This window comes from Ralstonia soli (genome assembly GCF_023955655.1).
Classification (GTDB): domain Bacteria; phylum Pseudomonadota; class Gammaproteobacteria; order Burkholderiales; family Burkholderiaceae; genus Ralstonia; species Ralstonia soli.
This window is the reverse complement of the sequence record NZ_JAMXHT010000005.1, coordinates 109,297-125,451: the sequence shown is the minus strand read 5'-3', so window position 1 is coordinate 125,451 and position 16,155 is coordinate 109,297. Positions and strand designations below refer to the sequence as shown.

General features: G+C 67.8%; 9 protein-coding genes. 8 read left to right on the top strand and 1 reads right to left on the bottom strand.

From position 1 onward, the window contains the following. The first annotated feature begins 125 nt into the window (after positions 1–125). From glgX to NG900_RS13740, 8 genes are all read left to right on the top strand, one after another. Positions 126–2,414 carry a glycogen debranching protein GlgX gene (gene glgX, locus NG900_RS13775; protein ID WP_252681212.1) on the top strand — a complete coding sequence of 763 codons (2,289 nt, stop codon included), beginning with the start codon at positions 126–128 and terminating at the stop codon, positions 2,412–2,414. Then, positions 2,411–4,279 (top strand): malto-oligosyltrehalose trehalohydrolase, encoded by a 1,869-nt coding sequence (gene treZ / locus NG900_RS13770; protein ID WP_252681210.1) that lies wholly within the window; start codon positions 2,411–2,413, stop codon positions 4,277–4,279. The genes glgX and treZ overlap by 4 nt, the downstream gene beginning before the upstream one ends. Before the next feature lie 16 nt (positions 4,280–4,295). Continuing rightward, entirely contained in the window at positions 4,296–6,596 is a 2,301-nt protein-coding gene (gene malQ / locus NG900_RS13765) for a 4-alpha-glucanotransferase (RefSeq protein WP_252681208.1), read from the top strand. Between the two features lie 11 nt (positions 6,597–6,607). Beyond that, positions 6,608–9,433, top strand: coding sequence for a malto-oligosyltrehalose synthase (gene treY, locus NG900_RS13760; RefSeq protein ID WP_252682135.1), 2,826 nt, complete (start codon positions 6,608–6,610; stop codon positions 9,431–9,433). A 134-nt stretch (positions 9,434–9,567) separates the two neighbouring features. Further along, complete coding sequence (locus NG900_RS13755) at positions 9,568–10,815, top strand: MFS transporter (RefSeq protein ID WP_252681205.1); 1,248 nt, start codon at positions 9,568–9,570, stop codon at positions 10,813–10,815. A 55-nt stretch (positions 10,816–10,870) separates the two neighbouring features. Then, positions 10,871–11,788, top strand: coding sequence for an amidohydrolase family protein (locus NG900_RS13750; RefSeq protein WP_252681203.1), 918 nt, complete (start codon positions 10,871–10,873; stop codon positions 11,786–11,788). A gap of 141 nt (positions 11,789–11,929) precedes the next feature. Further along, entirely contained in the window at positions 11,930–12,682 is a 753-nt protein-coding gene (locus NG900_RS13745; protein WP_252681201.1) for a class I SAM-dependent methyltransferase, read from the top strand. Between the two features lie 174 nt (positions 12,683–12,856). Continuing rightward, positions 12,857–14,242 carry a sensor histidine kinase gene (locus NG900_RS13740; RefSeq protein WP_252681198.1) on the top strand — a complete coding sequence of 462 codons (1,386 nt, stop codon included), beginning with the start codon at positions 12,857–12,859 and terminating at the stop codon, positions 14,240–14,242. Positions 14,243–14,272: 30 nt separating this feature from the next. On the opposite strand, the gene NG900_RS13735 is transcribed toward NG900_RS13740, so the two are convergent. Next, positions 14,273–15,922, bottom strand: coding sequence for a GGDEF domain-containing protein (locus NG900_RS13735; protein WP_252681195.1), 1,650 nt, complete (start codon positions 15,920–15,922; stop codon positions 14,273–14,275). Positions 15,923–16,155: the final 233 nt, after the last annotated feature.

The following is a 16,155-nucleotide window of genomic DNA, read 5'->3' as shown; positions in this document are numbered from 1 at the left end:
CATCTCGGGCGCGCCTTTCTTTGCTTACTTTCTTTGGCAAGACAAAGAAAGTGAGTCGCCCCCGGCAGGGGGTGAAAGGGAGTGGACCACCAAGGCAAAGACAACATCGCAAGCAACAACCATCAATGCTCCGTCTCCCAAGCTCCCTCTCTCCAGGCAAACCCTTCCCCCTAGGCGCCCAATGGGACGGCCTGGGCATCAACTTCGCTGTCTTCTCCGCCAACGCCAGCAAGATCGAGCTGTGCGTCTTCGACCCCACGGGCCGCAAGGAACTCACCCGCTTTGCGTTGCCCGAATGCACCGACGAGGTCTGGCACGGCTACCTCCCCGGCGTGGAAGCCGGCCTCGTCTACGGCTACCGTGCCTATGGTCCGTGGGAGCCCCACCACGGCCACCGCTTCAACCCGCACAAGCTGCTGCTCGACCCGTACGCGCGCCGCCTGGTGGGCGCATTGCGCTGGTCCGATGCACTGTTCGGCTATCGGCTCAACTCCAACCGTGGCGATCTCTCGTTCGACCGCCGGGACAGCGCACCCGCCATGCCCAAGGCCGTGGTGACCGACGAGTCGTTCAACTGGGGCAACGATATCCGCCCCAACACGCCGTGGTCGCGCACGGTCATCTATGAAAGCCACGTGCGCGGGGTGTCGATGCTGCGCGAAGACTTGCTGCCGCCCGAGCGCGGCACCTTCAGCGCGCTGGGCGACAGCGTCTTCATCGAGCACCTGCAACGGCTGGACGTGACGGCCATCGAGCTGCTGCCCATCCATGCCTTCCTGCAGGACCAGTTCCTGGTGGAACGTGGCCTGCGCAACTACTGGGGCTACAACACGCTGTGCTTCTTTGCGCCGGAGCCGTCGTACCTGTCGGCGCCGTCGCTGCATGAACTGAAGGTGGCGATCCGCAGGCTGCATGCGGCGGGCATCGAAGTGTTTCTGGACGTGGTCTACAACCACACCTGCGAAGGCAGCGAACTGGGGCCGACGCTGTCGTTCCGGGGCCTCGACAACGCGAGCTACTACCGCCTCGTGCCGGGGCAGGAGCGGTACTACATCAACGACACCGGCTGCGGCAACACGCTCAACCTGTCGCACCCGCGCGTGCTGCAGATGGTGATGGATTCCTTGCGCTACTGGGTCAATGCATTCCATGTGGATGGATTCCGCTTCGACCTGGGCGTGACGCTCGGGCGCGAGGGTGGCGGCTTCGATCCAGGCTCGGGGTTCTTTGATGCCATCCGGCAGGACCCGGTGCTCTCCACCGTCAAGCTCATCGCCGAACCCTGGGACGTGGGCCCCGACGGCTATCAGGTCGGCAATCACCCGCCGGGCTTTGCGGAATGGAACGACCGCTTTCGCGACGGCATCCGCCGCTTCTGGCGCGGCGACTCCGGCCAGCGCGCCGACCTGGCCGCACGCCTGACCGGCAGCGGAGACCTGTTCGACCGCCGCCACCGCCGGCCCTGGGCGTCGGTCAACTACGTGGCCTCGCACGACGGCTTCACGCTGCGCGACCTCGTCACCTACGCCGAGAAACACAACGATGCCAACGGCGAAGACAACCGCGACGGCCACAACGACAACTGCAGCGCCAACTGGGGCACCGAAGGCCCGAGCAACGACCCCGCCATCCAGGCCACGCGCGAGCGCGTGATGCGCGCGATGCTGGCGACCGTGTTCTTCTCCAACGGCACACCGATGCTGCTGGCGGGCGACGAATTCGGCCGTACGCAAGGCGGCAACAACAACGCCTACTGCCAGGACAACGCAACGTCGTGGCTCGATTGGTCGTTGCTGCAGAAAGACGCGGCCCAGGCGCTCGCGCGGTACACCGCACGGCTGATCGCGCTGCGCAAGCTAAGCCCCGCATTGCGTTGGCCGCATTACGTGCATGGCAACACCGAGATCCTGCCCGGCGTGCAGGACATCGCCTGGTTTGACGAGCGCGGCCAGGTGCTGTCACCCGACGCCTGGAACGACGGCGAAGCCCGAGCGCTCGCGCTGCGCCGCGCATGCATCGAAACCATCGACGGTGAAGCACGGCCGCACGTGGCACTGCTGCTCATCAACGGCGCGGCGGCCGATCTGGCCTTCACACTGCCCGAGCCGGCCATGGACTGGGAGCTGGCGATCGACAGCGCCGCGCCAGACCAGGAGGCGCGCCCACACAGCGGCGGCACGCTGCAAGTGGCCGGGCGCAGCGTCGTGCTGCTGCTTGCCACGCAGTTGGCCAGCATCGCGCACATCGCCGGCCACCCCGACGCCGATGCGCGCGGCGAGACCCTTGGGCACGTTCCCGAGATGCACAGCGAACCGCCGAAGGAAACACCCGAACAGCCCACCACCGACGACGCGCACACCGCCCCCGCCGCCGGCCATGCCCCCCATGAAGATTCTGGAGACGCCACGCCATGACCGCGTCTGCTCCCCTCTCCCGGTTCGCGCACGACATGCCATTTGGCGCCCACGTCCTGGCCGACGGCACCACACGTTTGCGGCTATGGGCGCCCGACGCCACCGAGGTGTGGATCGACATCCAGCACATCGATGACAACCCCGCCTTCCGCATGGACGCCGAGCCCGACGGCTGGTATGCGGCCGTCGTGCCCGTGGGCGCGGGTACGTGCTACCGCTACCGCGTCACCAACCGGGACGGCGTGACACTCTCCGTGCCCGACCCCGCCGCGCGTGCCCAATGGCAGGACGTGCCGGGCCCAAGCATCGTCGTCGATCCGCACAGCTACCGCTGGCAGCATGCCGACTGGTGCGGACGCCCCTGGCATGAGACGGTGCTGTACGAACTGCACGTCGGCGCGCTGGGCGGATTCAACGGTGTGCAAGCGAGGCTGCCCGAACTCGCGCGGCTGGGCATCACGGCCATCGAGCTGATGCCGGTGGGGGAGTTTCCGGGTGCGCGCAACTGGGGCTACGACGGCGTGCTGCCCTTCGCGCCCGAGGCGAGCTACGGCACGCCCGACGAACTGAAAGCGCTGATCGACACGGCGCACGGGCTGGGCATGATGGTGTTCCTCGATGTGGTCTACAACCACTTCGGGCCCGACGGCAATTACCTGCACCACTATGCCCGCCGCTTCTTCCGCGATGACGTGCGCACGCCCTGGGGTGCGGCCATCGATTTCCGCATGCCGCAGGTGCGTGAGTTCTTCATCCAGAACGCGCTGATGTGGCTGATGGAATACCGCGTTGACGGTCTGCGGCTCGACGCCGTGCATGCGATCACCGAGCGCGACTGGCTGGGCGAACTGGCCGCGCGCGTGCGGCTGTCGGTCGAACCCGGCCGGCATGTGCATCTCGTGCTGGAGAACGAGCACAACGCCGCATCGCTGCTCAAGGGTCCAGACACAGTGGCCGGCACCGGCGGGGGCGGCGGCGACTTCGAAGCCCAGTGGAACGACGACGGCCACAACGTGCTGCACGTGCTGCTCACGGGCGAACGCGACGCCTACTACGCCGCCTATGCGGATGCCCCCGCGCAGCGTCTGGCGCGCGTGCTGCAGGACGGCTTCTGTTACCAAGGCGAGCCCTCGCCCATCCACGACAACGCACCGCGCGGCGAGCCCAGCACGCACCTGCCGCCCACTGCGTTCGTGCTGTTCCTGCAGAACCACGACCAGATCGGCAACCGCGCGTTTGGCGAGCGGCTGACCCAACTGGTGCACCCCGATGCGCTACACGCTGCGCAAGCGCTGCTGCTACTCAGCCCGCAGATCCCCATGCTGTTCATGGGCGAGGAATGGGGCAGCCTGTGCCCGTTTCTGTACTTCACCAGCCACCACGGCGCGCTGGCCGACGCCGTGCGCGAAGGGCGCCGCCGCGAGTTTGCGAAGTTCGCGGCGTTTGCCGATCCGCAGCAGCGCGAGCGCATTCCCGATCCCAACGATGCACGTACCTTCCTCGCCTCGTGCCCTGGCGAGGCGGATGCCGCCAACCCCGAACCGCTCGGCTGGCTCAATCGCACGCACCGGCTGCTCGCGTTGCGCCACACGGAAATCGTGCCGCGGCTGCCCAATGCCCGCGCGCTCGATGCGGTGGCGTTGGGCCATGCCGGCGCCATCGCGCGGTGGCGCATGGGCGACGGCAGCGTGCTCACGTTGATCCTGAACCTCGCCACGCAGGCGGTGGCCGTGCCCACGGCGCTCGTGGGCAGCCCTGTCGATCTGCTGTACGAATCGCGTGAAGGGGGGGCGGCGGGGCTCGCCGTGCATCGCATGCCCGAGCGAGCGTGCGTGGTGCTGCTCCATACGCCATCGCCGGCCTGAACCTGCCTACGCCACCATGGACCGCACCTCAAACCCATCCGGCGCGCCGCCCACGCCACTGACACCGCTACAGCAACTGGCCACCGACGCCGGCCTGCTGGTTGACTGGGAAGACGCCGCCAGCCGCCCCATGCGCGTGTCCGACGACGTGCTGCGCGCCGTGCTCTTCGCGCTCGGGCTGCCGGCCGGCACTGCCGCCCAGGTGTCGGACAGCCAGGCCCGTCTGCGCACAGAAGCCGAAGAGGTGGCCATACCGCCGCTCCTGACCGGTGTGGTCGGGCAGCCGGTCGTGCTGCAGACCTCCGCACCGCAGGCCGCGTTACTCGGCGGCCAGACCTACCGCATCGACTTCGAGTACGAGGGCAGCACTGAAGGCAAGATCAGCGTGAGCGCCAGCGGGCACCACGCGACGCTGCGCCTGGCACCCGTGCAAGCCGTGGGCTATCACCGCTTGCACATCGATGCGGGGCCTAGCGCCGCCATTGAAGCCACGCTCGCCATCGCGCCCGCGCGCTGCTACGGCGTGGCCGATGCACTGCGCGAACACGATCGCCCTGCCGACGCGCGCCTGTGGGGCGGCTCCGCGCAGCTCTACGGCTTGCGATGCGGGGGCGAACACGCTGCAGGCAGCGCGGGCCTCGGCGACTACACCGCCGCCGGCATGCTGGCCCGGCACCTCGCGCAGCATGGTGCGGATGCGCTGGCGCTGAGCCCCGTGCATGCGATGTTCACGGCGGATGCACGGCGCTATTCGCCATACTCGCCGTCGAGCCGCCTGTTCCTGAACGCGTGGATGATCGACCCCGCTGCGCTCTTCGGCGACGCAGCCGTGCGCCAGACGGTGATCGACTGCAACCTCGTCGACGACTATGCCCGCCTGGAAGGCGCCCCGCTGATCGACTGGCCGGCCAGCGGCCACGCGCGCATGACCGTGCTGCGCGAACTGCATCGCCGCCTGCAGCAGGCGCCGCTGGGCGACAGCGCATCCCAGGCGCTGCTCGACGACTACCGCGCGCACTGTGTCGATGCCGGTGCGAGCCTGCTCGCCCACGCGCATTTCGAAGCGCTGCATGCGCACCTCGCCCACCTCGGCCACCCGCATTGGAAGCAGTGGCCCGAGCAGTTTCGGGACCCGACCTATCTGGCCGTGCAGGCCTTCGCACGCGAGCACGAAGACGAGGTGGATTTCCATCTCTTCCTGCAATGGGCGGCCGCACGCCAGTGGGCTGCCGCACAGCGCACGGCCGTCGATGCCGGCATGGCCATCGGCCTGGTGGCCGATCTGGCGGTCGGCACCGACAGCGCCGGCAGCCACGCGTGGGCCCGGCAGCATGACTTGCTGATCGGCGTGACGGTGGGCGCGCCGCCTGACATGTTCAACGCGCAGGGCCAGGGGTGGGGCCTCACCACCTTCAGCCCGCGCGCCATGCGCACGCAGGGCTTTGCGGCCTTTATCGAAATGCTGCGCGCGGTGATGGCGGTACCCGGCGGCGTGCGGATCGACCACGTACTCGGCCTCATGCGACTGTGGGTGATTCCCGACGGCGCGCGGGCGCTCGACGGCGTGTACCTGCGCTACCCGATGCAGGATCTGCTGCGCCTGGTGGCGCTGGAGTCGTGGCGCAACCGCTGCATCGTCATCGGCGAAGACCTCGGCACCGTACCAGCCGGCCTGCGTGACAGGCTGGCTGACGACGGCCTGCTCGGCATGCGCATCCTCTGGTTCGAGCGCGACTACACCCGCGACGATGCACCGTTCAGAACACCGCGCACATGGGCCCCCGCATCCGTGGCGATGACGAGCACGCATGACCTGCCCACGCTCGTCGGCTGGTGGACCGGCAACGATCTGCGCTGGCAGGCGAAACTCGGCCTGCTGCCCGCCGGCATGAGCGAAAGCGAAGCGCACGAGCAGCGCATGGCAGACCGCGCCGCCCTCGTCACCGCCTTTGCCGAGCACAACCGGCAGGTGCTGGCCGATGGTGGCGTGCCGTTGATCGGCGTGGCACCGCTGCAAGCCGCGCTGGAACAAGCGCGCACGGGCGGCGCCGCGCAGGCAGAGGTCATCCTGCAAGCCAGCGCGCAGGACTTCGCCACAGCGGCGGTGGCTTTCACCGGTGCGGCGCCCACACCGCTGGCGCTCGTTCCGCTGGAAGACCTGCTGGGCCTGGTGGAACAACCGAACCTGCCGAGCACGATCGACACGCACCCCAACTGGCGACGCCGCCTGCCGGGGCCGGCCGACACGCTGCTCGACGCACCGGCCGTGCAGGCACGCACCACGGCATTGGCAAACGCGCGCACTGGCACACCATGAGCACGCCGATCATGCCTCGGGGGCCCACCGCGCCTATTGCGCCCGTCGTCCTTCAACACGTGCCGCGCGCCACCGTGCGGCTGCAGTTGCACCGGGGCTTCACATTCGACCACGCACGCGCGTTGCTCGACGATTTTGCGGCGCTCGGCATCTCGCACCTCTACACCTCGCCCATCACCACAGCGCAGCCGGGCTCCACGCACGGCTACGACGTGGTCGACCCCACGCGCGTGAACCCCGAGCTCGGCGGTGAAGCGGCACTCGAACAACTGGTGGAAGCACTGCATGCGCGCGACATGGGCCTGGTGGTCGATATCGTGCCCAACCACATGGGCGTGGGCGGCGCGCATAACGCGTGGTGGCTCGACGTGCTCGAATCGGGCCCCGACAGCGCCTATGCAAACTTCTTCGATATCGACTGGCAGCCGCCCAACCCGGCGCTGCGCAACAAGGTGCTTGCCCCCTTCCTTGGGGAAAACTACGCCGATGCCCTCGCCAGCGGCCGGCTGCAACTCACCTATGACGAAGTCACCGCGCGCCTGGCGATTGCGTATTACGACCACCGCTTCCCTATCGCGCTGACCGACTATGCGGGAGTACTCCGCATTGGGAACGCAGGCACGGCCACCCACGCCGTCGCCGATCTCTTCGCCACACTCGGTGCGATCCGCGCGCTGCGCACCCGCCGCGAACGCGCCGACGAGGCGCGCGATGCGCTGCGCAACCTCGCCACCACGGAGGCCGGCGCCGCGCGCATCGCCCAAGCGTTGCATACGCTCAACGCGCAACCCGATGCGCTGGATACCCTGATGGCGCGCCAGCACTGGCGCCTCGCCCACTGGCGCACCGCCAACGACGACATCAACTGGCGCCGCTTCTTCGACATCGGCTCGCTGGCCGGCCTGCGCATGGAGCGTGCCGAGGTGTTCGAAGCCACGCATGCGCTGCTGTTCCGGCTGTATCGCCTTGGGTGGATCGACGGCGTGCGCATCGACCATGTCGACGGCCTGGCCGACCCCGCCGCCTACTGCCGCCAGTTGCGCCGCCGCCTGCAGGCCGAACACGTCGCACGCCCAGCCGCCGGGCTCGCGGGGCCCCCTTGGATCGTCGTCGAAAAGATCCTCGCGCACGACGAAGCCATGCGCACCGACTGGGGCATCGACGGCACCAGCGGCTACGACTTCATGAACCAGGTGGGTGCACTGCTGCACGATGCGCACGGCGAGGCCGCGCTCACGCAAGGCTGGCTGGAGTGGATCGGCGCGGCCGCTTCGGAGGCGCCGTTCGCAGCCACGGCGCTGCCCGCGCGCCGGCAGATTCTGCATGCGCACTTTGCGGCCGAACTCGATGCGGCCACCTCGGCCTTGCATGCCGTCGCACAGCAGCAGCGCGCCGCCCACGACGTGACGTGGCACGCCATCCGCCGCGCGCTGGCGGAGGTGGTGGTGCATTTTCCGGTGTACCGCACCTATGCCAACGCGCAGGGGCGTGACGCGCAAGACACGGCCCTCGTGCACACCGCCATGGCCGGCGCGGCACCCTCCCTGCGGCGCGTCGATCAACCCGTGCTCGACTGGATCGATGCGTGGCTGGGCGGGCAGCCCGCCGGGCAGGACAAGCTGCGCCAGCTCGCATTGCGGCGGTGCCAGCAGTTGTCGTCACCGGTAGCAGCCAAGGCGGTGGAAGACACCGCGTGCTACCGCTACGGACGGTTGCTGTCGCGCAACGAAGTCGGTGCGGACCCTGGCGAGTTTGCGATGAACTCCGCGGCGTTCCACCACGCCATGCAAGCTCGCGCCCACACCTGGCCGCACGCGATGCTGACCACCGCCACACACGACCACAAACGCGGTGAAGACGTGCGCGCACGGCTGGCCGTGCTGTCGGAGCGTCCCGCGCAATGGCTGGCGGCCGCCCATCAATGGCGCACGGAACACGCATCCTGGGTGCGCCAATTGCCCACCGGTCCTGCGCCTTCGCCCGCCGCGCAGTGGATGCTGTATCAGACGCTGGTGGGGGCGTGGCCCGCCGCGCTCGACTGGCATGACGCCGACGCCGTGCGCGAGTTGGCCGAGCGCGTCGCACGCTGGCAAGAGAAGGCGCAGCGCGAAGCCAAGCTGCGCACCGACTGGTTTGCGCCCGATACCGACTACGAAGCCGCGAGCAGAGACTTCGTCTTCACGCTACTCACCGGCGAGGCCGCTTCCACTTTCCTGCCATCGCTGTCGGCATTCGTGCACAGCCTGGCGCCGGCGGCGGCCATCAACGGCCTGACGCAGACCCTGTTGCGCAGCACGCTGCCCGGCGTGCCCGATCTCTACCAGGGTGCCGATTTCTGGGACACCAGCCTGGTCGACCCCGACAATCGCCGGCCAGTCGACTACGCCGTGCGGCACCGCGCCTTGCGCGCACTGCATGGGCATGTGGGCAACAGCCTCGCCTTCCTGCTCACGCATTGGACCGACGGCCGCATCAAGCAGGCGGTGCTGGCACGCGCATTGGCGGTACGCGCCGCACTGCCGGCGGTGTTCGAATCCGGCGATTACCAATCGCTGGCCGTCACCGGCAGCGGCGCCCATCACGTGCTCGCCTTTGCGCGCGTGCAGGGCGCACAGGCGATCGTCGTGATCGTGCCGCTGCATGTGTCGGCCCTGCTGGGCCATGCCGGGACGCCGGTATTTCCGGAGGGCGCGTGGCGCGATACCACCGTCTGCCTGCCGGCATCGCTCTCTCAGACTGCGCTGCACAGCACGTTCGACGGCCAGACCCTGCACGGCCCACGCTTGGCGCTGGGGCAGGTCCTGGCGCAGTTGCCCGTCGCCCTGCTACACACCTGATCGCCCGTTCCAGCGCTCGCACGGGTTAACACCGAATGCGTCGTCCCGCTGTGCGCCCTAGAATTCCTATATTCATATAGATGACTAGAGCAATACGTGATGAACGTGTCGCTCACGTCACCCGAGGAGACGGCATGTTCGGCTGGTTCAAAGAGATATCGAAAGGGGAAAAGCGCACGTTCTGGGCGTGCTTCGGCGGCTGGGCACTCGACGCGCTCGACGTGCAGATGTTCAGCCTCGTCATCCCCACCATCATCGCGGCGTGGCACATCGGCAAGGCCGAGGCAGGGCTGGTGTCGGGCGTCACGCTCGTCGCATCGGCACTGGGTGGCTGGATTGCCGGGGCGCTGACCGACCGCTTCGGCCGCGTGCGCACGCTGCAAGTGACTGTGCTGTGGTTCTCGCTGGCGACGTTTGCCTCGGCCTTTGCGCAGAACTTCGAGCAGTTCCTGGTGCTCAAGGCCATCCAGGGTTTCGGCTTTGGCGGCGAATGGGCCGCCGGGGCCGTGCTGATGGCCGAGAGCATCCGCGCCAGCCACCGCGGCAAGGCCATGGGCACCGTGCAGAGCGCATGGGCCGTAGGCTGGGGCGGCGCGGTGCTGCTGTATGCGCTCACGTATTCCTTCATCGAGCCGGACCTGGCCTGGCGCGTGATGTTTGCCGCGGGCCTGCTGCCGGCGCTGCTCATCATCTACATCCGGCGCGGCGTGCAAGAGCCGGTGCCAGCAGCCAAGCCCGAAGCCAAAGAGGGTGCGATGCCGATCTCGCGCTTCCCGCTGCTTGATATCTTCCGCCCGCAGGTGCTGCGCATGACGCTGATCGGCGGCCTGCTCGGCGTGGGCGCGCACGGCGGCTACTACGCGCTGATGACGTGGCTGCCGACGTATCTGAAGACGGAGCGCCATCTCTCGGTGCTCGGCACGGGCGGCTACCTGGCGGTGATCATCTTCGCGTTCTGGTGCGGCTGCGTGGCCAGTGCCTGGCTGCTGGATGTGCTGGGCCGCCGCGGCAACATCCTGCTGTTCTCGTGCTGCTGCGTGGTGACGGTGCTGGTGTACCTGCTGGTGCCTCTGTCCGACGGCGCGATGCTGGTGCTGGGCTTTCCGCTGGGTTTCTTTGCGGCGGGCATTCCGGCCAGCATGGGCGCGCTGTTCAACGAGCTGTATCCACAGGGCGTGCGCGGCACGGGCGTGGGCTTTTGCTACAACTTCGGCCGCGTGGTCTCCGCCGCGTTCCCGGTGCTGGTGGGCAAGATGAGCGCGTCGATGTCGCTGGGTACGGCCATCGGCATCGATGCGGCCATCGCGTATTCGATCGTCGCGGTGGCCGTGCTGATGCTGCCCGAGACGAAGGGCCGCGACCTCGCCGCGGTCACCGCCTGACTACCCACAACCACATCATGACGACGCCTTCGATCCGTCGCCACCAGGAGACCCCATGCCCACTCGCCGTGCCTTCAACACCGGGTTGCTTGCCATGCTAGGTTCCACTGCTCTTGCCGGCTGCGCAGGCACTGGCGTGCGCGAATCCTCCACGCGCATCACCGCCATCGACACGCACGCCCACGTGTTCGAACGCGGCCTGCCGCTGGCCAATGCGCGCCGCTATGCGCCGAACTACGACGCACCGCTGCCGGCCTACCTGGCACAGCTTGATGCGCATGGCGTATCGCACGGCGTACTGATCCAGCCGAGCTTCCTCGGCGTCGACAACAGCTACCTGTTGGCCGCCCTCAAGCAGGCGCCGCAACGGCTGCGCGGCGTGGCCGTGATCGACCCCGCCGCGCCCGAGACCTTGCTCACGCAGATGCACGCCGAGGGCATCGTCGGCATCCGCCTGAACCTGTTCGGCGCACCGGACCCGCAGTTGACGTCGCCCGTGTGGCAAGCCGCACTGGCACGCCTGCGTGCGCTCGGCTGGCACGTGGAGCTGCATGTGGAAGCACGCCGCCTGCCCGCGCTGCTGCCCCCGCTGCTGGAAGCGCAGGTGAACGTGGTAGTCGACCACTTCGGCCGCCCCGACCCCAAGCTCGGTGTGGACGACCCTGGCTTTGCCGCGCTGCTCGCCGCCGGCCGCTCGCGCCGCGTCTGGGTGAAGATCTCGGGCGCGTATCGAAACAGCGGCAACGGCGACGATGGGCGTGGCGCAGCCACTGCCATCGCTGCCATGCCGCGCCTGAAGGATGCGTTCGGGTTGGATCGCCTCGTCTGGGGCAGCGACTGGCCGCACACGCAGTTCGAATCGCAGATCAACTACGACAAAGCGTGGGCCTTCGTCGATGTGCTGCTGCCCAACGCGGCAGACCGCAAGCAGGTGCTGGTGGACACGCCCGCGCAACTGTTCCGCTTCGTCTAAACACGCGATACCGGCAGGGCGCCCGCGCGATATCCCCAGAGCGCCCGCGCGATACCCCATTTCGCGAATCACGAATTTCGCCGCGCGGGCCGCGCTCCTACACTGGCCGCTCCTCATCCCCACAAGAAGAAAGGAGCCGCCATGCAGCAGCATCGACTCGTCGACCAGCAATTCGGCCAGGTCGCCCAGGCCTACTTGACCAGTGCCGTCCACGCCCAGGGCGCCGACCTCGACGCGCTGGCCGCACTGGCGCAATCGGTGCCGCAAGCCAAGGTGCTCGACCTCGGCTGCGGCGGTGGGCATGTGAGCTTCGCCATGGCACCGCACGTGGCGGCCATCGTGGCGTATGACCTGTCGGAAGACATGCTGAGCGTTGTCGCCGCTGAAGGCGCGCGGCGCGGCCTCACGCAATTGCACACGCAGGCCGGCCGCGCCGAAGCGCTGCCCTTTGACGATGCCGCATTCGACATTGTCGCCACGCGCTTCTCTGCCCACCACTGGTACGACGTGCGCCGCGGCCTTGCCGAAGCGCGACGGGTGCTCAAACCCGGCGGCAAGCTCGTCATCGTCGATATCGTCGCGCCGGAAACACCGCTGCTCGACACGCTCCTGCAAACCGCCGAGGTGCTGCGCGACGCATCGCACGTGCGCGACTATCGCGTCTCCGAATGGCAGGCCATGCTGGCCGAGGCTGGCTTCCAGTCCGGCACGCCGCGCACCTGGAAACTGACCATGGTGTTCGACACGTGGATCGCCCGCATCCGCACGCCGCAGGTGCGCGCCGACGCCATCCGTGACCTGTTCGACCACGCCGCCGACGAAGCCCGCGCGTACTTTGCCGTGGGCGCGGACCACTCCTTCGCCATCGACGCGATGATGATCGAAGCGGTTTAATCCTTTTGGTGGTGCCTGCAAAGCGCGGGCACACACTCCACCCGCCCCCGCAACGCTGACGAAAAAGCTGGGGTATCCGCACGCCTATGCGGGAAGCGACGATTGCCAGTACCCTTCTGGGCTGCTGGCGCCGTTCGGTTGGCGGTTCTGCCTGTTTTTCGCCAGCCACGGACCATGTACGCCCTTCTCCCCGCTTTCGTTTCGTCGCTGTTTCTGTTTTCCGCCGTCTATGTGCTGAGCACGCGCGGCCGCACCCGTGCCAGCTCGGCGTTCTTCTACCTGGCCGTCCTCACCGCGTTGTGGCAAGGCCTGTGGGCCTTCCTGTTCCGGGCCGGCGACGTGCCGACCGCGCAGTTGCTGGCCAAGGCGGGCTGGCTGGCGATCCTTCCGCTGCCGACCACGATCTACCACTTTGCCGTTGAGGTGACGGAGCGCCCCGGCGAGCGCCGCTGGTTGCGGTTGTCGTACGCGCTGGCTGGGGTGCTGATGGTGCTGCTGGTCGCCACCAATTGGGTCATTGCCGGCGTGCGCCTGTTCGATTTCGGTTTCTACCCCAAGGCCGGTCCGCTGGAAGCGGTGCACATCACGCAGACCGTGCTGCTGATCCTGCGCAGCCTCTGGCTGCTGTATGTCGAACAGCGGCACGCCACGGCAGAAAAGCGCAAGCGCCTGCAACTGTGCATCGTCGGCGTGGCGGTGTACTCGCTGGCCGCCATCGACTACGCAGTGAACTACGGCCTGGCCCCGTATCCGCCAGGGGTACTGTTCATTGCCTGCTGCCCGCCACTGCTCGCCTGGGCGCTGGTGAAGCTGGACTTCATGCGCCCGTATGCGGTGGCTGCCGGCATTGCACACGAGCTGCGCACACCCCTGACCACCATCCGCATGCAGGCCGGCGAAATCGCGCATGCGTGGCCGGCGGTCTTCAAGGGTTATCAAGCGGCGGTGAGCAACGGCCTCGTCCGCGAGGCGTTGTCACCTGCCACGGCCAAGCGCATCGCCCGGCTGCCCAGCGCGATCGACCACGAGGTCAATACCGCCCACACGATGATCGACATGGAGCTGGCCTCCATCACGCTCGACCGGCTCGATACGCGGCAGTTCGCTGCGCACAGTCTGTACGAATGCGTGGCCGAGGCCGTCGAGCGCTATCCGTTCCAGGCCGGCGAGCGTGCGCGCCTGACGCTGTCGGCGTTCGACCCCGCGTGGCGCTTTGTCGGCTCCGAAACACTGCTTGTCTACGTGGTCTTCAACCTCATCAAGAACGCGCTTCAGGCCATCCAGGCTGCCAGCCGGGGCATGATCGAGATTTCGGCCACCTGGAGCGCCGAGCATTTCGTGATCGACGTGCGCGACACGGGCTGCGGCATCGCCGCCGAACACCAGGGCCGTGTCTTCGATGCGTTCTATTCGACCCGGCACGACGACAGCGGACACGGTATGGGCCTGACGTTCTGCCGGCGCGTCATGCACTCCTTTGGCGGCCGCATCGAGTGCCAATCGGTGGAAGGCGAAGGCAGCTGCTTCTCGCTTTATTTCCCGCGACTGTCCGAAACCTGAACTCCGTCGACGCGCGGCGCGGGAGCCGCGTCACTCCGCAGCGGAAATGCTCCGCAGCCCCGGCGCGGGCTGGTAAAAGCGGAACGTATTGCGCCCATTGCGCTTGGCCTCGTAGAGCGCGGCATCGGCGCGCTCGAACAGCACGTCCATGCGTTCGTCGCTCGGCGTGAGCGTGACGGCGCCAGCAGAGAGCGTCACATACGGTGCCACGACGGATGCGGCATGCGGCAGCATCCGTTCTGCCAGCGCGGCCACTGCACGCGCCACGATCTGGCGCCCTTCGTCGCGGCTCAGGTCGAACAGCATGGCGACGAATTCCTCGCCGCCTACGCGGGCGATGAAATCGTCGGGGTGGCGGCAAGCCATGCCGAGCGTATCTGCCACCAGGCGCAGGCAGTCGTCGCCTTGCAGGTGGCCGTAGGTGTCGTTGTATTGCTTGAAGCAATCGATGTCGAACAGCGCCAGTGTGACTGGGCGGTCTTCGCGGCGCGCGTGGTCGAGCAGGCGGGGCGCCTGCGTCTCGAAAAAGCGGCGGTTGAACAGGTGCGTGAGCGCGTCGCGGTTGACGTCGTTCTCGAGCAGGCTCAGCAAGGCCCGCGTGCGCTGCAGCTCGCCACGCAGTGCATCCTGGGCACTGGCCATGCCGGCGCGCTGCAATTGTTCGACCGTCACATCGCGCAGCAGCAGGAAGACGCCTGCATGGCGCCCGCGTGCGTCGGTCAGGCCCTCCAGCGTCACCTCCAGCGTGCGCCCGGTGTCGGGCAGCCAGACCTGATGCCGGTTGGGCAGGCGCGTGCGCTCGAACTCGCGCAGGATCGTCGGCACATCCAGCACGGCCGGCGGCTGCACATGCATCGTCGCGGTCGGCAGCAGATAGCGTGCGGCGGCGTTGATGCTGGCGATGGTGCCGTCGCGCGCCAGCACGATGCAGCCGTCGCGCATGGCTTCGATGATCTTGCCGCGCGCATAGGCGGCGGTGTCGTGCAGGCGCGGCCGCAGCACGATCCAGCCGAGCAAGGTGGTGCCGACGGCAAACGTGGCGGGCGTGAGGTCACCGCCCAGCGCGGTGGTCCAGCGCTGCAAGTACGCAAGATGCGCCACCAGCGGCAGCATTTGCCCGACCACAAGCGCGAGCCGCACGCGCGTGCGTGACGCGGCGTACAGCGGGCTCACGGCGTCGGTGGCGGGCAGCGTCAGCAGCAGCAGGCTAATCGCCAGCAGCACGTAGTTGTAGGCGGTACCGACCCAAAAGACCGGCCCGTGGTCGAACACCGCGCGCTTGACGCCGTCGATGACCACGAAACGCGCGTCAAGCCACACCAGGTGGTGCAGCTCATTGGTAGCAACCAGCCCGATGAACCCGGCGGCAACCAGCAACGCCAGCACCCAGCCGGCACGCACGATCGGCAAGGCGTTGAACTCCGGTCGCGTCAGGCCGATCACCATGCGCAGCCACGCGGCCGGCACCATCATGATCCCGATGTACGCCACCTTGGCCCAGCCCACGCGCACGGGCATGTCGAACGTGACGACCTCCATGAGGCGCGCACCGCTCCAAAGTGCGGTGCCGAGCGCCAGCAGCATGAAGGCGGAGACTTCGGTGTCGTCGCGGCGCGACCATGACAGACCGATCAGCGCGATCGAAACGAGTGCAGCGCAGGCCAGTGCGGCGATCAGCATGATCGGCACTCCCCGCGCGCATGGCGATGCCGGCAGGGGCTGTCGCCAGCCGGTTGATTCACGGTCGCTCCCCGTTGGTTCGTTGTGCCTGCAGTGTATCGGGCACGGGTGTCGGACGGGTGACTCCACGGTGCGTGCCGGATCACCTGTCAAGTCGTAAACGGCCGGAAATGTAAAAACTGAAGGCCAGTGCGGTTCTTCACGGCATTGCGTTCATGTGGGCGCATATCGAT